At 66.4% G+C, this 18,273-nt stretch carries 21 protein-coding genes; 11 read left to right on the top strand and 10 right to left on the bottom strand.

Annotated elements, in window-relative coordinates; all coding sequences use genetic code 11:
- Window positions 1-47 precede the first annotated feature (47 nt).
- Complete coding sequence (locus tag G333_RS0105650) at window positions 48-398, bottom strand: hypothetical protein (protein WP_019562796.1); 351 nt, start codon at window positions 396-398, stop codon at window positions 48-50.
- Window positions 399-567: 169 nt separating this feature from the next.
- Here G333_RS0105650 and G333_RS0105645 point away from each other — a divergent pair, with 169 nt between their 5' ends.
- Complete coding sequence (locus tag G333_RS0105645; RefSeq protein WP_018951641.1) at window positions 568-1,323, top strand: molybdopterin-synthase adenylyltransferase MoeB; 756 nt, start codon at window positions 568-570, stop codon at window positions 1,321-1,323.
- 20 nt (window positions 1,324-1,343) lie between these two features.
- Here the strand turns inward: G333_RS0105645 and G333_RS0105640 are convergent, their stop codons facing one another.
- From G333_RS0105640 to gatC, 5 genes are all read right to left on the bottom strand, one after another.
- The gene (locus tag G333_RS0105640) at window positions 1,344-1,760 is read right to left on the bottom strand and encodes a hypothetical protein (RefSeq protein ID WP_018937291.1); all 417 of its coding nucleotides are present in this window, start codon (window positions 1,758-1,760) and stop codon (window positions 1,344-1,346) included.
- Between the two features lie 165 nt (window positions 1,761-1,925).
- Complete coding sequence (gene hslO / locus G333_RS0105635; RefSeq protein ID WP_018145251.1) at window positions 1,926-2,822, bottom strand: Hsp33 family molecular chaperone HslO; 897 nt, start codon at window positions 2,820-2,822, stop codon at window positions 1,926-1,928.
- 30 nt (window positions 2,823-2,852) lie between these two features.
- Window positions 2,853-4,286, bottom strand: a complete 1,434-nt coding sequence (gene gatB / locus G333_RS0105630) for an Asp-tRNA(Asn)/Glu-tRNA(Gln) amidotransferase subunit GatB (RefSeq protein WP_019627919.1) — start codon at window positions 4,284-4,286, stop codon at window positions 2,853-2,855.
- Between the two features lie 11 nt (window positions 4,287-4,297).
- Window positions 4,298-5,752, bottom strand: a complete 1,455-nt coding sequence (gatA, locus tag G333_RS0105625; protein ID WP_018951645.1) for an Asp-tRNA(Asn)/Glu-tRNA(Gln) amidotransferase subunit GatA — start codon at window positions 5,750-5,752, stop codon at window positions 4,298-4,300.
- Between the two features lie 62 nt (window positions 5,753-5,814).
- Window positions 5,815-6,102, bottom strand: coding sequence for an Asp-tRNA(Asn)/Glu-tRNA(Gln) amidotransferase subunit GatC (gatC, locus tag G333_RS0105620; protein ID WP_018169027.1), 288 nt, complete (start codon window positions 6,100-6,102; stop codon window positions 5,815-5,817).
- Between the two features lie 141 nt (window positions 6,103-6,243).
- Between gatC and G333_RS0105615 the strand changes: the two genes are divergently transcribed.
- From G333_RS0105615 to rnd, 5 genes are all read left to right on the top strand, one after another.
- The gene (locus G333_RS0105615) at window positions 6,244-7,290 is read left to right on the top strand and encodes a rod shape-determining protein (RefSeq protein WP_018142132.1); all 1,047 of its coding nucleotides are present in this window, start codon (window positions 6,244-6,246) and stop codon (window positions 7,288-7,290) included.
- A gap of 111 nt (window positions 7,291-7,401) precedes the next feature.
- A complete protein-coding gene (gene mreC, locus G333_RS0105610; protein ID WP_018169026.1) occupies window positions 7,402-8,349 on the top strand; it encodes a rod shape-determining protein MreC in 948 nt (315 codons plus the stop codon).
- Window positions 8,346-8,837, top strand: a complete 492-nt coding sequence (gene mreD, locus G333_RS0105605) for a rod shape-determining protein MreD (protein ID WP_018169025.1) — start codon at window positions 8,346-8,348, stop codon at window positions 8,835-8,837. The genes mreC and mreD overlap by 4 nt, the downstream gene beginning before the upstream one ends.
- Before the next feature lie 81 nt (window positions 8,838-8,918).
- On the top strand, window positions 8,919-9,221 hold the full coding sequence (locus G333_RS0105600) for a DUF1244 domain-containing protein (protein WP_019627918.1): 303 nt from the start codon (window positions 8,919-8,921) through the stop codon (window positions 9,219-9,221).
- Complete coding sequence (gene rnd, locus G333_RS0105595) at window positions 9,214-10,362, top strand: ribonuclease D (protein ID WP_019627917.1); 1,149 nt, start codon at window positions 9,214-9,216, stop codon at window positions 10,360-10,362. Before G333_RS0105600 ends, rnd begins: the two co-directional genes overlap by 8 nt.
- 31 nt (window positions 10,363-10,393) lie before the next feature.
- Here rnd and G333_RS0105590 read toward each other — a convergent pair whose 3' ends face one another.
- A complete protein-coding gene (locus G333_RS0105590) occupies window positions 10,394-10,834 on the bottom strand; it encodes a hypothetical protein (RefSeq protein ID WP_018145243.1) in 441 nt (146 codons plus the stop codon).
- Window positions 10,835-10,869: 35 nt separating this feature from the next.
- On the opposite strand from G333_RS0105590, the gene G333_RS14650 reads away from it, so the two are divergent.
- Complete coding sequence (locus G333_RS14650; RefSeq protein WP_081624502.1) at window positions 10,870-11,472, top strand: SprT-like domain-containing protein; 603 nt, start codon at window positions 10,870-10,872, stop codon at window positions 11,470-11,472.
- A gap of 220 nt (window positions 11,473-11,692) precedes the next feature.
- Here G333_RS14650 and G333_RS0105580 read toward each other — a convergent pair whose 3' ends face one another.
- From G333_RS0105580 to G333_RS0105570, 3 genes are read right to left on the bottom strand one after another with little or no spacing between them, the layout of a single operon-like run.
- Window positions 11,693-12,961, bottom strand: coding sequence for a 3-deoxy-D-manno-octulosonic acid transferase (locus tag G333_RS0105580; RefSeq protein ID WP_019562788.1), 1,269 nt, complete (start codon window positions 12,959-12,961; stop codon window positions 11,693-11,695).
- 47 nt (window positions 12,962-13,008) lie between these two features.
- The gene (locus tag G333_RS0105575) at window positions 13,009-13,554 is read right to left on the bottom strand and encodes a D-glycero-beta-D-manno-heptose 1,7-bisphosphate 7-phosphatase (protein ID WP_019627915.1); all 546 of its coding nucleotides are present in this window, start codon (window positions 13,552-13,554) and stop codon (window positions 13,009-13,011) included.
- Window positions 13,551-14,150, bottom strand: a complete 600-nt coding sequence (locus G333_RS0105570) for a D-sedoheptulose 7-phosphate isomerase (RefSeq protein WP_018994576.1) — start codon at window positions 14,148-14,150, stop codon at window positions 13,551-13,553. Before G333_RS0105570 ends, G333_RS0105575 begins: the two co-directional genes overlap by 4 nt.
- 280 nt (window positions 14,151-14,430) lie before the next feature.
- Between G333_RS0105570 and waaF the strand changes: the two genes are divergently transcribed.
- Genes waaF through G333_RS14645 form a run of 4 tightly spaced genes read left to right on the top strand, consistent with a single transcriptional unit; the run spans window position 14,431 to window position 18,273 of the window.
- Complete coding sequence (waaF, locus tag G333_RS0105565) at window positions 14,431-15,474, top strand: lipopolysaccharide heptosyltransferase II (RefSeq protein ID WP_019627914.1); 1,044 nt, start codon at window positions 14,431-14,433, stop codon at window positions 15,472-15,474.
- The gene (locus tag G333_RS0105560) at window positions 15,474-16,610 is read left to right on the top strand and encodes a glycosyltransferase family 4 protein (protein WP_019627913.1); all 1,137 of its coding nucleotides are present in this window, start codon (window positions 15,474-15,476) and stop codon (window positions 16,608-16,610) included. Before waaF ends, G333_RS0105560 begins: the two co-directional genes overlap by 1 nt.
- Window positions 16,607-17,464 (top strand): lipopolysaccharide core heptose(I) kinase RfaP, encoded by an 858-nt coding sequence (gene rfaP, locus G333_RS0105555; protein WP_019627912.1) that lies wholly within the window; start codon window positions 16,607-16,609, stop codon window positions 17,462-17,464. The genes G333_RS0105560 and rfaP overlap by 4 nt, the downstream gene beginning before the upstream one ends.
- Complete coding sequence (locus tag G333_RS14645; protein ID WP_081624501.1) at window positions 17,452-18,273, top strand: lipopolysaccharide kinase InaA family protein; 822 nt, start codon at window positions 17,452-17,454, stop codon at window positions 18,271-18,273. The genes rfaP and G333_RS14645 overlap by 13 nt, the downstream gene beginning before the upstream one ends.

Raw genomic sequence — 18,273 nt, 5'->3', positions numbered from 1 at the left:
GCCCCGGCCAGATGGCCGGGGCCCAACGTGTGACAGTCGCTCTCGGGTCAGAACGGCAGACGCAAGTGCAGGTTGACCGAGCCACTGGGCGAAGACCGGTGGCGGTAGCGGCTCGAACGATGATCGTAGTAGTGATAGTGATGATGCTCGTGACCACGTGAATGCTTTTGATGGCCACGCCCACGACTCTTCGCGCGCTTCGCCTGCTTGTGCCCCCGCGCGCCGGGATGGCCACGGTAGTCCTTGTGCCCGCTCGAATGGCCGTGACGCACGTGCTGCAGGGCACCCGCATCGAAGGTCGAGGCACCCGCCGCCGCGACCGGATGGGCCGCATGCGTCGGGGCGGACAGGGCGAATGCCAGCAGCGCGGCCGGCGCCAGAATGGCGAGTCGTTTCATGAGGGATCCCTCCTTCCATGCAGGCCGCCTTGAGAGAGCATCGACGGCCCGGGGTTGTGGCAGGATTGCCAGGATCAAGCGTATGCAGCGTTCCTGAATGGCTCCTAACTGAGCCCGTCCACGAGCGTGACGCCGGTTACAATTTCGGCCTTACCCCGGAGATTGCCCCATGGATGACGACCAACTCCTGCGCTACAGCCGCCAGATCATGCTCCCCGGCGTGGGCATCGAAGGGCAGGAATCCCTGCAGCAGGCGCATGCAGTGATCATGGGGCTCGGCGGGCTGGGCTCCCCGGTGGCCGCCTACCTGGCCGCAGCCGGGGTGGGCCGGCTGACGCTGGTCGACCCGGATCATGTGGAGGTAACCAACCTTCAGCGCCAGATCCTGCATACCGATGCGGACATCGGCCGCGACAAGGTGGCCTCGGCCGCCGATCGCGTGGCGGCCATGAACCCCGGCTGCCAGGTGGAGACGCGCGCCGAGCGCCTGGATGACGCGGCGATGACCCGGCTGTTCGCCAGCGCCGACGTCGTGCTGGACGGGACGGACAACTTCGCCGCGCGCGGGGCCATCAGCCGCGCCGCACTGGCGGCCGGCACGCCGCTGGTCTCCGGGGCGGTAATCCGCTTCGAGGGACAACTGACCACCTTCGACTACCGCGATCCGGAGGCGGCCTGCTACCACTGCCTGTACGGCGAGGGGGGCGGCGACGAGGACACCTGCGCCGCCAACGGCGTGCTGGCCAGCCTGCCCGGTGTGGTCGGCAGCCTGCAGGCAACCGAGGCCCTGAAGCTGCTCATGGGTCTGCCGATCCTGAGCGGCCGGCTGCTGATCCTCGACGGGCTCGCCATGCAGTTCCGCGAGATCCGGCTGCGCCGCGACCCCGCCTGCCCAGCGTGCAGCCACCGCCACGCCCCGGCCTGAAGCGAACGGATACGCGCGGATCAGGCACAGGAGCGGGGATGAAAGGGCAGAACCTTGCCACGTGAGGGCGGTGGGGCAGCTTCGGCAATCGCCGCGCTCAGCTCCGCCTCCATCGCAGACAGCGTGCGGTTCATCACCATGCTGGCCATGGCATGGAACAGCAACAGCTCGCAGGCGACCGGGCGATGCAGGCTGCGCCGACCACGGGAATGGAAGGCCGTCCAGGCAACCACCGGCATATCGTTCAGCACCCGGTCCACGACGATCCAGGCATCGCGCTGGAGGATCAGGTCCAGTTGTTTGAGCCCCGACGGCGACAGGCGGATCTCCGGTCCCAGCCGAGCCAGGGCGCGACGCACCTGGTTGAAATAGCGCGCCTCAACCAGCCAGCCGGGGCGGACATCCAGGGTCGGAATTTCGGTGTGCCGGGAATACATCGCGCCCTCGTCTGCAGACTGCTGCAAGGTCAGTCTGTTCTATAGCAAGGCCGGGGGACGATGGGGACCACGGGTCCCTGCGGCAGAGTTGCCGAACGTCACGACAGGCTAACGAGGGGAGTCCGGGAAAGGCTTCGGGATCGGGGGCACCCCGGAAAGCCCTGTCTACTGGCGGGTGTCCGGGATCGGCGGCTGGGCAACCTCGGGCGCACAAAGGGCCTCGGCGTCGACCGGATCGAAGTGGTAATGCGCGTTGCAGAACTCGCAGGTCACCTCCACCGCGCCCTGCTCCTCGATGATGCTGCGAATCTCGTCACGCCCCAGACTGCGCAGGGTTTCGGCGATGCGCTCGCGCGAGCAGGGGCAGTGGAAAGTCACCGGCGTGCCGTCGAACAGGCGCACCCGCTCTTCGGCGAACAACCGGCCCAGCAGGGCACCAGCGTCCAGCTTCAGCAACTCGTCGGCGGTGGTGGTCTCGGCCAGGATCGTGGCGCGGTTCCACTCCTCCGAGTCGCGCGTCACCGCATTGCCACCCTCGGCCGGCAGCGCCTGCAACAGCAGACCGGCGGCGGACTGCGCCCCGCTCGCCAGCCACAACCGGGTCGGCAGCTGTTCCGAACGCTCGAAGTAGACGTTCATCGCCTCCGCCAGCGAATCGCCCTCCAGCTCCACGACGCCCTGATAGCGCTCGCTGCCGTCGCCCGGGTCCAGCGTCAGCATCAGCCGTGCGTCCTCGCCGGCGCATTCGGCCAGGGTCGCGCCCTCCGGCGGGGTCTCGCGAAAGCGCGCCAGGCCACGCAGCCGCCCCTGGCCATCGGCCTGGGCGACGATCATGTGCACCGGCCCGGGGCCGGTGATCTGCAGGATCAACGAGCCGTCGAACTTGAGCGTGGCGGCAGTCAGGGCAACGGCCGCATAGGCCTGGCCCAGCAAGTCGCGTACCACTGGCGGGTACTCGTGAAGCTCCAGCAGGGCCTGCCAGGAGGCGTCCAGGTGCACCCACTCGCCGCGTACCCCGGCCTCCTCCAGCATGAAGCGGTGGAGGGTATCGGTCTCACGCATGGTGGCAGGACTCCGAAATACGCAACGGCATCAACCGTCCAGCTTGGACTTGAGGCGCTCGTTGACCTGGGCCGGGTTCGCCTTGCCCTGGGTCGCCTTCATCACCTGGCCGACAAAGAAACCGAACAGCTTGTCCTTGCCGCCGCGATACTGCTCGAGCTGCTGCGGGTTGCTGGCCATGACCTCGTCGATGATGGTATCGATCGCGCTGGTATCGGTGATCTGCTTGAGCCCCTTGGCCTCGATCACGGCATCGGCGTCGCCTTCGCCGTTCCACATCGCCTCGAAGACTTCCTTGGCGATCTTGCCGGAGATGGTCTCGTCCTGAATGCGCGCGAGCAGGCCGGCCAGACCCTCGGCATTGACCGGGGCATCCGCCAGCTCGACCTCGGAGCGGTTCATCGCGGCGGAGAAGTCGCCCATCACCCAGTTGGCGGCCAGCTTGGGCGCGCCGCAACCGGCAGCCACGACCTCGTAGAAATCGCCCATGTCGCGCGCGGCGGTCAGTACGCCGGCGTCGTAGTCGGACAGGCCGTACTGTTCGACAAAGCGTGCCCGCTTGGCATCCGGCAGTTCCGGCAGCTTCTCGCGCACGGAGTCGATGAATGCGTTATCCACGACCAGCGGCAGCAGGTCCGGATCGGGGAAGTAGCGGTAGTCGTTCGCCTCTTCCTTGCTGCGCATGGAGCGCGTCTCATCGCGGTCCGGGTCGTACAGGCGAGTCTCCTGCACCACCGAACCGCCGCCTTCGATCAGGTCGATCTGACGCTCGACCTCGAAGTTGATGGCGCGCTCGACGAAGCGGAAGGAGTTCAGATTCTTCAGCTCCGCGCGGGTGCCGAACTCGGTCTGGCCCTTGGGCCGCACCGAGACGTTGGCGTCACAGCGGAAGCTGCCTTCCTGCATGTTGCCGTCGCAGATATCCAGATAGCGCACCAGCGAGTGCATCTTCTTCATGTAGGCGACGGCCTCCTTCGCGGAGCGCAGCTCCGGTTCGGAGACGATCTCGATCAGCGGGGTGCCGGCGCGATTGAGGTCGATACCGGTCATCGCCTCGAAGCCCTCATGCAAGCTCTTGCCAGCGTCCTCCTCGAGATGGGCGCGGGTCACGCCAACGCGCTTGATGGTGCCGTCTTCCAGTTCGATATCCAGATGCCCCAGGCCCACGATCGGCAGTTCGAACTGCGAGATCTGGTAGCCCTTGGGGAGGTCCGGATAGAAGTAGTTCTTGCGCGCGAACACCGAGCGCGGGGTGATCTCGGCATTGATCGCCAGCCCCAGCATCACGGCCCGCTCCACCGCGCCCTGGTTCAGCACCGGCAGTACGCCGGGCATGCCCAGATCCACCGGGCAGGCCTGGCGGTTGGGCTCGGCGCCGTAGGCGGTGGGCGCCCCGGAGAAGATCTTGGAGACGGTATTGAGCTGGGCGTGAATCTCCAGCCCGATGACGGTTTCCCATTCCATGTGCAGGGCCCTCAGGCGAAGGCCGCCGGCACGCGGGCGTGCCAGTCGGTCTCTTGCTGATACTGGTGAGCAACGCCCAGCAGGCGCGCCTCGTCAAAGTAGTTGCCGATCAATTGCAGCCCGACCGGCAGGCCGTCGATCTCGCCGGCCGGCAGCGACATCGCCGGCAGCCCCGCGAGGTTCGCGGCGATGGTGTAGATATCCGACAGGTACATGCTGACCGGGTCGGCCTTGGCACCCAGCGCGAACGGCAGCTCCGGGGTGGTCGGCGCCAGCAGCACGTCGACGTCCTCGAAGGCGCGGCGGAAGTCGTCGGCGATGATGCGCCGGACCTTCTGCGCCTTCAGGTAGTAGGCGTCGTAGTACCCGGCGGACAGCACGTAGGTACCGACCATGATGCGGCGCTTCACCTCGTCGCCAAAGCCCTCCCCGCGCGAGCGGGTGTAGAGGTCCATCAGGTCCTCGGGATTCTCGCAGCGGTAGCCGTAGCGCACGCCGTCGAAGCGCGCGAGGTTGGAGGAGCACTCGGCCGGGGCGACCACGTAATAGGCCGGCACCGACAGGTGGCTGTTCGGCAGGCCGACCTCGCGCACCTCGGCGCCGCGGCCCTTGAGCACCTCGATGGCGGCGTCGATCACGCCCCGCACGCGCTCGTCCAGACCGGCCTCGCCGAAGAATTCCGTCGGCAGGCCGATGCGCAGGCCCTTCAGGTCCTGTTCCAGTCCGGCGGTAAAGTCCTCTTCCGGGCGCTCGACGCTGGTCGAGTCGCGTTCGTCGAAGCCGGCCATGGCGTTCAGCATCCGCCCGCAGTCCTCGGCAGTCGCGGCCATCGGGCCACCCTGGTCGAGACTGGAGGCGAAGGCGATCATGCCGTAGCGCGAGACGCGGCCGTAGGTCGGCTTGAGCCCGGTGATGCCACAGAATGCTGCCGGCTGGCGAATCGAACCGCCGGTGTCGGTGCCCGTGGCACCCGGCACCAGGCGCGCCCCCACCGCGGCGGCGGAGCCGCCGGAGGAACCACCCGGGACGCGTTCGGTATCCCAGGGGTTGCGAACGGGACCATAGAAACTCGTCTCGTTGGACGAGCCCATCGCGAATTCGTCCATGTTGGTCTTGCCCAGCATCACCGCACCGGCGGCATTCATGCGCTCGACGACGGTGGCGTTGTAGGGCGAGACGAACGGATCCAGCATGCGCGAACCGCAGGAGGTGCGCACACCCTCGGTACAGAAGATGTCCTTCTGCGCGACCGGCACGCCCAGCAGCGGGGTCTTTTCACCCTTCGCCAGGCGCGCATCGGCGGCATCGGCCTGCGCCAGCGCCTGCTCGGCGGTCACGGTGATGAAGCTGTTCAACTGCGGATCGAGACGCTCGATCCGGTCCAGATACAGCTGGGTCAATTCGCGCGAGCTGATCTCGCGGGCCTGGAGCTTGCGCACCCAGCCGGACAGGGTTTCCTGGGCCATGGTTTCGGGGACTCTTGCTGGCTAGAAGCGTGACGGGTTCAACAGAACGGCGACGGCGCGGATCATTCGATGACGCGCGGGACCAAGTACAGACCACCCTCGACAGCCGGGGCGATGGCCTGGAAGACCTCGCGCCGATCCGGCTCGGTCACCGCATCCGGGCGCAGGCGCTGCTCGGCGTCCAGCGGGTGGGCCATCGGCTCGACACCCTCGATGGCCGCACCATCCAGTTGTTCGACAAAGTCAAAGATGTCGCTCAGCCCACCCGCGAAATCCCGGGCCTGGTCATCGTTCATGGCCAGACGGGAGAGATGGGCGATGCGCCGGACTTCGGAGGTATCGACGGACATGGCGGCGTGGGTCCTGTAGCGTTCGGATTCATTGGGCGAAACGGAGCGCAAACTTACCACAAAGCCGTTGTTGCCCAAACCCCGGGCGCTTGCTAGAGTCGACGGCTTTCCCGCCCGCCCACTCAAGCAGGTTTCTTCTTCATGTTCAAACGCCTTCTGGGGTTGTTCTCCAACGACATCTCCATCGATCTCGGCACCGCCAACACCCTCATCTATATGCGCGGCCAGGGCATTGTCCTGAACGAACCCTCCGTGGTCGCGATTCGTCAGGACCGCGGCCCGGGCGGCCCGCGCTCCATCGAGGCCGTAGGGATCGAGGCCAAGAAGATGCTCGGCCGCACACCGGAGCACGTGGTGACGGTGCGCCCGATGAAGGATGGCGTCATCGCCGACTTCACCACGACCGAAAAGATGCTGCAGTACTTCATCAAGAAGGTGCACGAGCGGCGGATCTTCCGCCCCAGCCCGCGCGTGCTGGTCTGCGTGCCCTGCGGCGCCACCCAGGTGGAACGCCGCGCGATCCGCGAATCCGCCTTCGGCGCCGGGGCGCGCAAGGTCTATCTGCTGCAGGAGCCCGTGGCCGCAGCCATCGGCGCCGGCATCCCGCTGGACGAGGCGGTCGGCTCCATGGTGCTGGATATCGGCGGCGGGACCTCCGAAGTCGCGGTGCTGTCGATGAACGGCATTGTCTATTCCGAATCCGTGCGCATCGGCGGCGACACCTTCGACGAGGCCATCATGGCCTATGTACGCCGCAACTACGGCGTACTGATCGGCGAGGCCACCGCCGAACGCATCAAGCACACCGTCGGCTCGGCCTATCCGGGCAAGGAACTGCTCGAGATCGAGGTCAAGGGCCGCAACCTGGCCGAGGGCGTGCCGCGCTCGTTCACCCTGAACTCGAACGAGATCCTGGAAGCCTTGCAGGATCCGCTGTACGGCATCGTCTCTGCCGTACGCACCGCCCTGGAGCAGACCCCGCCGGAACTCGGCGCGGACGTCGCCGAGCGCGGCATTGTGCTGACCGGCGGCTCCGCCCTGCTGCAGCAGCTGGACCGGTTGATCATGGAAGAGACCGGCATCCCGGTGGTCATCGCCGACGACCCGCTGACCTGCGTCGCCCGCGGCGGCGGCCGGGTGCTGGAGATGCTCGACGAGAAACGGGTCGACTTCCTCGCAATGGAATAAGGCCGGACCACCCCGCCCGCGTCGCCACGGCGCGGGTCTGGTTCGGGTTACACTCCGGGCCGCAACAGGTCGGCAAAGCCGCACGGGACGGGGTTCCGCAGCGGCTTTGCCTTGTCGACGCGATCCGGAACCGGAGGTCACGCCATCAGCAAGCCGCTGTTCAGACTGGGTGTCTCGCCCACTCTGCGCCTGCTCGCGGTGATCCTGCTGGGCCTGGCGCTGATGGCGCTGGATCACCGCGTCAACGAACTGCAGTTTGTCCGCGGCGCCCTGGCCACCGTCACCTACCCGCTGCAGGTCGCGGTGGACGCACCGGTCCGCGCGGTCAGCCGGGTGTTCGAGTCGTTCACCAGCCGCGAAGACCTGATCACCGAGAACCGCATCCTGCGCAGCGAGAATGCCGAGCTGCGCGCGCGTCAGCTGCGCTTCGAGGCCCTGCAGCTGGAGAACGACCGCCTGCGCGCCCTGCTGAATACCGCCGAGCAGGCCGAAGAGCGGGTCGAGATCGCCAAGCTGCTGGCCGTGGATCTCGACCCCTTTCGCCAGCAGATCGTGCTCAACAAGGGGCGCAATGACGATGTCTATGCCGGCCAGCCGGTCATCAATGCCGACGGCGTGATTGGCCAGGTCCTGTCGACCCGCCTGACCAGCTCGATCGCTCTGCTGATCTCCGACCCCAGCCACGCGCTGCCGGTACTGAGCGCACGCACCGGGCTGCGCGGTCTGGTGGTCGGCACCGGCAACCCGCAACGCCTGGAGATGCGCCACGTTCCGCTGCAGGAGGATGTGGAGCCCGGCGACCTGCTGCTGACCTCCGGGCTGGGCGGCCGTTTCCCGGCCGACTACCCAGTGGCCCGGGTCACCTCGGTCGAGCGGCCACAGGGCCAACCATTCCTGAGCATCGAGGCCGAACCGCTGGCGGCCCTGGACCGCTCCCGCGAGGTCCTGTTGCTGTGGACCGACGGCGCCGTTTCAGCGATCGCTCCGCTCAATCTGGACAACGACCTGGAGGCGGCTCCGAACGCGCTCGAATCAGAACCGGCCGAAGGGACACCGTGACCCGTGCCATCGGCATCCCCTGGCCGGTGGCGCTGACCCTGCTGGCAGCTCTGGCCCTCGCCATCGTGCCGGTCCCGGATATCCTGCGCCCGGCGCGCCCGGAGTGGCTGGCGCTCATCCTGATCTACTGGGCCATGGCCTTCCCGTCGCGCATCGGCATCCTGACCGCCTTCGTCGCCGGCCTGTTGCTGGACACCCTGCAGGGCCAGCTGCTGGGACAGAACGCCATCGCCCTGGCAGTGGTCATCTACATCGTGCTGCAGATCCACCCGCGCCTGCGGGTCTATCCGGTCTGGCAACAGATGATGGTGGTCGCCATCCTGATGGCCCTGTTCAAGCTTCTGGCCCTGTGGCCACAGGGCATCACCGGATTTCCGCCGGGCAGCCTCTGGTACTGGGCGCCGGTCCTCACCAGCGCCCTGGTCTGGCCCCTGATCTTCTCCCTGCTGCGCGACCTGCGTCGGCGCTGGCTGCTGCACCTCACCTGAGGAAAACGCCGACCCCATCCCGGTCGAAGCAAACCGGGACTGTCACGCATACTGTGTCCGAACCGAAACAAGGAGCCTTGCATGGACCCGAACAAGCAAACCGAGATCGAAGCCGCCGTGTTGCGCCGCCTGCTGCAGCACCTGGACGAACGCAAGGACGTGCAGAACATTGACCTGATGAACCTGGCCGGCTTCTGCCGCAACTGCCTGTCCAAGTGGTACGTGGCCGCCGCCGAAGAACGCGGCGAGTCCATCGACTACGAGAGCGCCCGCGAGATCGTCTACGGCATGCCCTACAGCGAGTGGAAGGAGCGCTACCAGAAGGAGGCGACGCCGGAGCAGAAGGCGGCCTTCGAGGCCAGCCAGAAATCGCCCCATGCATGATCACGGCCTGATCGAGACCCCGGAGGCCCTGCAGGGCTTCCTCGACACCATCGCCGGGACCGACTGGATCGCGCTGGATACGGAGTTCATGCGCGAGAAGACCTACTACCCGCGCCTGTGCCTGATCCAGCTGGCAACTCTGGACCAGATCGCCTGCGTCGACCCGCTGCAACTCGACATCAAGCTGCTGGAACCCCTGCTGTTCGATGCCGGCGTAACCAAGGTCTTCCACTCGGCCTCGCAGGATCTCGAGGTCCTGTATCGCGAACTCGGACGCGTGCCCGCCCCGGTGTTCGACACCCAGATCGCTGCCAGCATGCTCGGCCACGGCGAGCAGATCGGCTACGCCAACCTGGTCAAGGCGATCCTCGATCGCGACCTCGACAAGAGCCAGACCCGCACCGACTGGGCACGCCGCCCCCTGAGCAAGGAACAGATCCTTTACGCCGCCGATGACGTACGCTTCCTGGCCACGGTGTTCATGCGCCTGCTGCACGAACTGGAAAGCCATGACCGCATGCACTGGCTGCGCCCGGAGATGGAGGCCCTGAGCGACCCGGGCCTGTACGAACCAAACCCCGAGGCGGCCTGGCAGCGGGTCTCCGGGGCCAAGCGGCTCAAGCCGCGCGAGCGCGGCGTACTCAAGGCCGTGGCCGCCTGGCGCGAACGCGCGGCGCAGGCGAGCGACCGCCCGCGCCGATGGATCCTGGCCGACGACATCCTGATCGATATCGCCCGGCGCACGCCGGAGGACGCCGCCGCCCTGCACCAATTGCGCGGCTTCCCTGACGGCATGAAGCCGCCACGTCAGGAAGAGCTGCTGGAGGCGATCCGCGAAGGCCAGGCCCTGCCCCGCGAGGAATGGCCACAACTACCGGACAAGGCCAAGCTGACCGAGGCGGAAGAGGTCCTGGCGGACATCGGCATGGCCCTGCTGCGCGAGTGCGCGCGACGCAACCAGATCACCGCCGGCGCGATTGCGCAGCGCAAGGACGTCATCGAACTCCTGAAGGGCGACGGCACGAGCGGCCGCTTGGGCAGCGGCTGGCGTCACGAGATCGCCGGAAAGACCATCGCCCGCTGGTTTGCGGGCGATGGTGAGCTGACACGTACGGAGGAAGGGCTGCAGATCCGCCCGTAACCGCCGTCCTGGCGGATCTGCAGCGGTAGCGTCAGGCGGCCTTGTAGATCCCGCGGCGCGGCGAGGTCAGGCGACCCTGGCGCTTCAGGTAGGCCAGGGTCTGGCTGATGTTCTTGGTATCCAGGCCGGCCTTCTCGGCCTGTGCCTTGATCTCCTTGATCCCCATCTCCGGCTGGGTGGCGACGATATCGCAAAGCTTCTGGCTGATGGACTCGCCACCGGCCCGGCGCCCGCGACGTCCGCCGCCCGCGGTACGACCCACGCGCCCGCCCAGTTCACGGATCTGGCGCTCGAGCTCGCCGAGTTCCTTGCGATGCCGTGCCACCATCTCCTTGCGCTTTTCCATCAGCTTCTCGCGCTTCTCGCGGCGTTCGGCTTCCTTGCCCTCGGCTTCTTCCTTTTCCCGCTGGCGCGCGAGGGCGTACAGTTCTTCGGCCGACAGATCGGAGGCCTTCTTGTTATCCATGCTCATACAGAACTCCCGGGGTTTCGAGTAGAGTTGAAAAGATGAAATCCGCAGCAGAAAAAACCAAAGTCCAGTCTGGGACCTGCCGAGATGGACAATATGATAACTCACGCGGAGGATTACAAGATCCCGCGGGGACCTTATCCGATGAAAAGAAGAAACGAATTCTCGAAAAGGCCCGCGAACTTTACAACCAATCGGGATCGAAGGGAGAAGTCCCCGAGGTGTGTTTCAACCTGAAAGGGCGCGCAGCGGGCCAATGGCGGATGACGGGAGGACAAGAGCAGCTGCGCTTCAACCCGCAGGCCTTTGTTCTTGACTGGGACGCCCACTTCCCCGCCACCGTGGCACACGAAATCGCCCACTCGCTCGTGTATCGCGATCATGGGCCGCGCGGCGCGCGCCCCCACGGTCCCGAGTGGCAGGCCCGCATGCGGGCGTTCGGTTGCGAACCCCGGGTCACACATGACACGCCCCTGTCCGGGCGCAAAATGAAAACCCACGACTACGCCTGCGACTGCCGACACCACCTGCTCAGCGCCCGACGGCACCACCTGATTCAACGCAAGCATTACCGCTATCAGTGCCGGCAGTGCGGGGCAACGCTAAGGCCCGGGAAGAACACCAGGGGAGCGGCTGATTAGTCTGCCGGTTTACGCACGGATCCACTCTGCTCGCGGCCTCGCCCTCGTGAACACTCCGCAATCGAGCGAGACACGCAAACCGGCGCCCCAAACAATCGGTTCATCGAACTCTCGACAAACCGGCCCGAACAAACAAGGCATCGGTCACACGGGGAGTGTGTTGAGAATGCAGCTGCCACACCGCAGCCGTCCCTGTTCGAAATAGCCAGGGAAACGCTGATTAATTCGCACGTCCGCGTTCCAGACAGTGCTCGATCGCGCTGACCGCCTCCCCCACAGCTCCACGCCCCGAGTCCACAACTCCACGGCCCGCCTCCCCCATCGCTCGGCGTGCATCCGGCGACTTCAGCAGACGCACCAGCTCGCAGGCCACCCCATGGGCATCCTGCGCCCGGTGCAAGGCCCCGACCGCCTCCATCCGCGCCACAACGGATTCGAAGTGTTCGGTACTCGGGCCGGTCACTACCGGGAGACCCAACGCCGCCGGTTCCAGCACGTTCTGACCACCAAGCGGGACCAGGCTGCCCCCCACAAATGCGGCGTCCCCGGCCCCGAGGTAGAGACCCACCTCGCCGATGGAATCGCCGATCAGCACATCCACCGGCCCGGTCGGCCCGTCGCTTCGCCGCCCGGTCCGAAAACCTGCGGCGCGCGCAGCCTCGAATGCAGGCTCGAACCGCTCCCGATGGCGGGGCACCCACACCAGCACCGCGTCCGGAAACTCGGCGCGCAACAGTCGGTGAATCGACAGCACCGCCGCGTCCTCGCCCTCTCGGGTACTCACCGCAACCCAGACCGGCGCCGCCCCAGCGAACTCCTGCCGGAAGGCCGCGCCCTGTTCATGGCCGGGTGGCAGTTCCCGGTCGAATTTGAGATTGCCTCCGACCCGGAGGCGCTCAGCCGGAGCCCCGAGATCAAGAAATGCCCGCGCGGCACTCTCGTCCTGGACGAGCAGGACCCCCAGCCGCGCCAGCGTCTCGGCCACCAGCGGCTGCAGTCGGCGATAGCGCCTGGAGGACCGCGGCGACATTCGCGCGCTGGCCAGGAGCAGGGGCACACCCGCGCGCTCGCAGCCACGATAGAGATTGGGCCATAACTCGGTTTCGAACATCACCGCCACGGCCGGGCGGGCGCGATGAAGAAAGCGCCGGACCGCCCCCGGGAGATCCAGCGGCAGGAAGCGGTGGCTCACGGCATCCCCCAGAGCCGCCGTCACCCGCATCGCACCCTCGGGCGTAGTGGTCGTGACCAGCAGGTGACGTCCCGGGTGTTTCTCCTGCAGCGCTCGCGCCAGGGGCAGGGCCGCCTCCACCTCACCCACCGAGGCCGCATGCAGCCAGATCGCGCCGGGCGGCTCGGGCTCACCCAACCCAATCCATTCGCGCCAGCGGTCTGCCGGCACACCGCTGGCCCGCGCCCGCCGGACCAGCCGCGTTAGCAACACGGGAACAGCCAGGCGCAACAGGGTGGTGTACAGCGCGTGGCGCATCGCGAACTACTCCGGGCGCTCAGGGAGACATGGATCCACATGCACGCTCAGTCGAGCCACGCAATCGCCTCGGGCAGGGTGCGGATGCGTGCCACGCCTGGCTCATCGGGCAGAGATTCCGCGCCCTCCGGATCGAACAACAGTCGCGTCCCGACCCCGGCCCGCCGCGCGGCCTCGAGATCGGATGGGCGATCACCAATCAGCACCGAACCGGCCAGGTCGAGCCCCAGATCGTCTCGCGCACGCAGCAACATCCCCGGGGCCGGCTTGCGATCAGTGCAGTCCTTCCGGTACTCGGGAAGCGCATCGCGCGAATGATGGGGGCAGTGATAGACGGCGTCGATCCGCCCTTCGTTTTCGGCAAACCGGCCCCGCATCCACTCGCTGAGGTGTCGGAACGCATGCTCGTCGTAATAGCCGCGCCCAATACCCGACTGATTGGTCACCACCACCACGGCCCACTGGCGGGCGCGGGCCGCTGCAACCAGCTCGAAAATCCCTGGGACAAAATCAACCTGCTCGGGGCGGTGCACGTAGCCATGGTCGACATTGATCACCCCGTCGCGGTCGAGAAACAGGGCGCGCGCACTCACGCCGACCCCGAACGTTCCTGATCGGTCACCAGCGCATCCTCGACGATCCCGCACAACAGATGCCCGATCAGCCCGTGGACCTCCTGAACCCGCGCGGTAGCGGCATCGGGCACCCGCAGCACATGATCTGCGGGATGCGTCTCCGGCAGCCCCTTCTCGCCGGTCAGGGCAACCGTAACCAGCCCACGCTTGCGCGCCATCCCGATGGCCTCGAGCACATTGGGCGAATGCCCGGATGTGCTGATCCCGACGAATACATCACCCGGCTGCCCCAGCGCCTCGACCTGACGCGAGAACACATGCTCGTATCCAAAATCGTTCCCGATCGCCGTCAGCACCGAGGTGTCGGTCGTCAACGCGATCGCCGCCGCCCCCGGGCGCACCGCCCGATAACGACAGACAATCTCCGCCGCAATGTGCTGCGCATCCGCCGCGCTGCCACCATTGCCCGCCAGCAGCACCTTGCCGCCGTCGCGGATGCACTGCAGCCAGCGCTGCCCAACCGTCTCGACCTCGGCAACAAACGCCCGGTCCTCCGCCAGCCGCCCGAACAGCCGGCTGGCCGCCGTGAGCTCCTCGATGATTCCTTCCCGCACTTGCGCTCTCCGCCAGGGAAACACTGAACAATGTAAATGGTCAGCGGGGCACGCCCGCCGATGCCGGGCAAAGTACACCGCGTATCCTTGAGGCCACAAGCAACCGCACGTCGCGGTATCACAGGGCCATGTACAATTTGGGAATGTCTCTCAGCGCCAGTCCGAGTTTCGTGCCACCCGCAAGCCACATGCCGGGCAGCCTTGCCCCATGTTCCGCAGCCCCTGCCGCCCAGCAAGCCCCGGGCGCGACCGGGGGTGCTTTCGTGCTGGCCGGGAGATCATGTTGAGTTCAAGCGGCGCCCACGTCCCGGCTGTCCTGGTCATCGGCCCGGCCTGGGTGGGTGACATGGTGATGGCCCAGAGCCTGTTCATGACGCTCAAGCAACGCGAACCCGCACCCGCTGTGGACGTGATTGCGCCCGCGTGGAGCCTGCCGATTCTGGAGCGCATGCCCGAGGTGCGCCGTCCCATTCCGTTGCCTGTGGGCCACGGGGAGCTTGCACTCGGCCGGCGCTGGCATCTAGGGCGGTCACTACGGGACGCGAACTATCAGCAGGCGATCGTACTGCCGCGTTCAGCAAAGGCGGCAGTACCGGCCTTCGCCAGTGGGGTACCCCGACGGACCGGTTACCGCGGCGAGTTCCGCTACGGCCTGCTCAACGACATCCGCCCACTGGACCGTCAGCGCCTGTATCGAACGGTCGATCGGTTCGTCGCGCTCGCGCACGCCCCGGATGCACCACAACCACCCCCGATTCCGGAACCCAGGCTGGTGATCTCCGAACGCGGTCGGGACGAGGCACGCATTGCACTGGGACTGGGCAACCAGGAGGCACCGGTTCTGGCACTCTGCCCCGGCGCGGAGTACGGCCCCTCCAAGCGCTGGCCCGCCGAGCACTATGCAGAAATTGCTCGGGCCCGCCTGGCAGCAGGCTGGCAGGTCTGGCTGTTCGGTTCACGGAAGGACCGTCCAGTGACCCAGGCGATTGCCGAGGCCGCCCCGGGCTGCGCAGACCTGGCCGGGCGCACGCAGCTGGGCCAGGCGATTGACCTGCTTGCCTGCGCAGACCTGGTCATCACCAATGACTCGGGGCTCATGCACATTGCGGCGGCCACCGGCCGCCCGGTGATCGCTGTCTACGGGGCCTCCGACCCTGGCTACACGCCGCCGCTAACCCCCCGCCGGCGCATCCTGCATCTAGGTCTGGAATGCAGCCCCTGCTTTCAGCGCGAGTGCCCCCTGGGGCATTTGAACTGCCTGCGCAAGCTGGCGCCCGAGCAGGTACTGGAGGCCGCCGACGCCCTGCATGCGGAGAGGCACTGATGCATCTGGCATTCGTGTTGTTCAAGTACTTCCCGCATGGCGGGCTGCAGCGCAACTTCCACCGCATCACCGAGCTTGCCCTGGAGCGCGGCCATCAGATCGACGTATTCACACTCGCATGGGAGGGCTGGACCCCGGAGCACCCGCACCTGAAGCTGCATGTACTGCGGGTGCCTGGCTGGCGCAACCACACACGCTATCGCCATTTCGCCCGCCGCGTTCAATCGGAGGTCCAGGCACTACAGCCCGATCGCGTCGTCGGGTTCAACAAGCTGCCCGGGCTGGATGTATACTACAACGCAGACCCCTGCTTCATCGAGCGGGCGCAGGCTCGCAGCCAGTTTTATCGCCTCTCCGGGCGCTACCGCGTACATGCGGCCCTTGAGCGGGCGGTCTTTCGCACCGAGGCGAACAACCACATCCTGCTGCTATCCGAGGCCGAGAAGCCCCTGTTCCAGCGCTGGCATGCGACTCCCGAGGACCGCTTCCACCTGATGCCACCGTATGTCTCGGCTGACCGCTTCGCCAATGCCGACAGCCCGCAACGAAGGCACGCTCTTCGCAAACAGCTCGGCCTGGGGGACGACTCGCTCATGCTCCTGATGGTTGGGTCGGACTTCCGACGCAAGGGTGTGGACCGCAGCATCCGGGCGCTGGCCGCACTGCCGGACGGCTTGCGGGAACAGGCATCGCTATACGTACTGGGCAAGGGGCGCGCGGCCCCACTGATGCGCCTGGCCCGAAGTCTCGGTGTCTCGAGGCAGGTGCATTTCCTGCAGGGCCGCGACGACGTGGCCGACTTCCTGTTTGCAGCCGACCTGCTTCTGCACCCCGCCTACCAGGAGAACACCGGGACCGCGATCGTCGAGGCGATCGCGGCAGGTCTGCCCGCCCTGGTTACAGCCAATTGCGGATACGCCTTCCACATCGAGTGCGCCAACTGTGGTGAGGTGCTGACCACGCCGTTCGAGCAGCCCATGATGGACGCCGCCCTGGCCCGCATGCTGAGCCAGCCCAAACTGCAGGCCTGGCGTGATGCGGCCCTGCGCTACAGCGTTCGCACCGAACTCGGCGCACGCGCCGAGCACGCGCTGCGGGTCATCGAAGGCCCCCGCTATGGCGAGGTGGCGGCATGAGTGTGCTCCGGCGCAATGAACTGGTGATGGACGATGCCTTACACGCGGCGTTAACCGCACGCTACGGCCCGGGAGACCCCTTCGAGCAGGCCATGGCGCTGGATGGCGAGGTCGTCCGCAACGTCGACGGGCGGCGCACTTTCCGTTTCGAACTGGGCGGGCAGCCCTACTTCGCCAAGGTGCACAACGGCATGCCGTGGCGACGCATCCTGCGCAAGCTGAGCCAGTTCCGCATCCCGGTGCTGGGTGCCGAACCCGAATGGCGTGCAATCCACCGGCTGCGGAAGCTGGAGATCCCGACCACGCCACCGGTCGCATTCGGCATCCGGCGTGGACTGAACCTGGCACGGGAACGCTCGTTCGTGATTACCCGCGACCTGGGGCGCACCCGCACCCTGGAACAGGAATGCCTGAGCTGGCCCGAACAACCACCGGCCTTCGCCTTTCGCCTGCAGTTGATCCGAGAGGTCGCCCGCATTGCCCGCACCCTACACGGGAGCGGCATGAATCACCGCGACTTCTACCTGTGCCACTTCCGACTCGACCTGAACTCGAACGAGAACGCCATCCGGTCCGGCCGCATCCCGCCGCGCCTGCACCTGATGGATCTGCACCGCGTTCAGTTCCACGCCCGCCTGCCGGCCCGCGCGCAAATCAAGGATCTCGGAGGTCTGTACTTCTCCGCCATGGATATCGGCCTCAAGCCACGAGATATCCTCCGTTTCATGCGCCTCTATCATGGCACCAGACTCCGTGCCACCTTGCTGGAAAGACACACGCTCTGGGCTCGGGTGGCACAGCGAGCCCGAACGCAATACCGCAAAGAACACGGGCGCCTCCCATGTCATGGCTGATGCAATGGCTCGCAGGCATCGGGCGAGGTTCAAGCGTGAAAGGAGTCGCCCCTCTTGACGAAGACCTGAAGAACGCCGGCCTCACCCTCCTGGAAAACCAACCAAAGGCGGGCTGGACCGTCCTGGACAGCTCGGCGCAGGCCCGCGTCGCGCGCGGCCAGTGGCAAAGTCAGGCAGTTGTAATAAAGGTCTTTCTTCCAAGGGGGCCATGGGAATCCGTCAAGTCCATCGGCCGGGGCAGTCGCGGCATGCGGGCCATTCGGCATGGGCGCCAAATGAGTGAAGATGGTTTCGATACACCACGCGCACTCGCCTATGGCTGGATCGGGGTGAACGAGTGCCTGGTAATGGAGGACATCAATGGGGCCAGCCTTTCACACCTGATCACTTCCCGCCATGGGGAACCGTTCCTGGCCATTGCGGACCGTCATCTTGTTCACCGCCGACTCGCAGAAACCGTTGCTCACCTCCATGAGTCCGGATGGACCCATGGCGACCTCCGACTTGGGAATATCCTCGTGTCACCCCCCTCCGCAACCGGACGGTTGGTGTTCCTGGACAACGAAAGAAGCAAAAAACATGGCAGACCATGTGACGGCCAGAAAAACCTGGTCCAACTCAACATGACTCATCCGTCTTTTCTGCCTCGAACCAGTCGTGTTCGGTTTCTGAGCCACTATGCAACACAGCGCGGCATGGGGCGGGTCGCATTCCGCCACCTTGCTATTCGGATTGCCCAGGCAACCGAGGCGCGCCACCAGGAACGGCTGCGACGTGGTGGTTCCAAAGCGCGTTTTTCAGCCAAATAG

This window comes from Thioalkalivibrio sp. AKL10 (genome assembly GCF_000381845.1).
Lineage (GTDB): Bacteria > Pseudomonadota > Gammaproteobacteria > Ectothiorhodospirales > Ectothiorhodospiraceae > Thioalkalivibrio > Thioalkalivibrio versutus.
This window is presented reverse-complemented; position numbering and strand designations above follow the sequence as displayed.

Excerpts from the sequence above, each read along its gene's own strand:
- rfaP (WP_019627912.1), top strand. The coding sequence starts at position 16,607 with ATGAGTGTGCTCCGGCGCAATGAACTGGTGATGGACGATGCCTTACAC.
- gatB (WP_019627919.1), bottom strand. The coding sequence starts at position 4,286 with ATGGAATGGGAAACCGTCATCGGGCTGGAGATTCACGCCCAGCTCAAT.
- gatA (WP_018951645.1), bottom strand. The coding sequence starts at position 5,752 with ATGGCCCAGGAAACCCTGTCCGGCTGGGTGCGCAAGCTCCAGGCCCGC.
- G333_RS0105615 (WP_018142132.1), top strand. The coding sequence starts at position 6,244 with ATGTTCAAACGCCTTCTGGGGTTGTTCTCCAACGACATCTCCATCGAT.
- gatC (WP_018169027.1), bottom strand. The coding sequence starts at position 6,102 with ATGTCCGTCGATACCTCCGAAGTCCGGCGCATCGCCCATCTCTCCCGT.
- G333_RS0105650 (WP_019562796.1), bottom strand. The coding sequence starts at position 398 with ATGAAACGACTCGCCATTCTGGCGCCGGCCGCGCTGCTGGCATTCGCC.
- waaF (WP_019627914.1), top strand. The coding sequence starts at position 14,431 with ATGTTGAGTTCAAGCGGCGCCCACGTCCCGGCTGTCCTGGTCATCGGC.
- G333_RS0105640 (WP_018937291.1), bottom strand. The coding sequence starts at position 1,760 with ATGTATTCCCGGCACACCGAAATTCCGACCCTGGATGTCCGCCCCGGC.
- hslO (WP_018145251.1), bottom strand. The coding sequence starts at position 2,822 with ATGCGTGAGACCGATACCCTCCACCGCTTCATGCTGGAGGAGGCCGGG.
- G333_RS14650 (WP_081624502.1), top strand. The coding sequence starts at position 10,870 with ATGAAATCCGCAGCAGAAAAAACCAAAGTCCAGTCTGGGACCTGCCGA.
- G333_RS14645 (WP_081624501.1), top strand. The coding sequence starts at position 17,452 with ATGTCATGGCTGATGCAATGGCTCGCAGGCATCGGGCGAGGTTCAAGC.
- G333_RS0105590 (WP_018145243.1), bottom strand. The coding sequence starts at position 10,834 with ATGAGCATGGATAACAAGAAGGCCTCCGATCTGTCGGCCGAAGAACTG.
- G333_RS0105560 (WP_019627913.1), top strand. The coding sequence starts at position 15,474 with ATGCATCTGGCATTCGTGTTGTTCAAGTACTTCCCGCATGGCGGGCTG.
- G333_RS0105645 (WP_018951641.1), top strand. The coding sequence starts at position 568 with ATGGATGACGACCAACTCCTGCGCTACAGCCGCCAGATCATGCTCCCC.
- rnd (WP_019627917.1), top strand. The coding sequence starts at position 9,214 with ATGCATGATCACGGCCTGATCGAGACCCCGGAGGCCCTGCAGGGCTTC.
- G333_RS0105600 (WP_019627918.1), top strand. The coding sequence starts at position 8,919 with ATGGACCCGAACAAGCAAACCGAGATCGAAGCCGCCGTGTTGCGCCGC.
- G333_RS0105580 (WP_019562788.1), bottom strand. The coding sequence starts at position 12,961 with ATGCGCCACGCGCTGTACACCACCCTGTTGCGCCTGGCTGTTCCCGTG.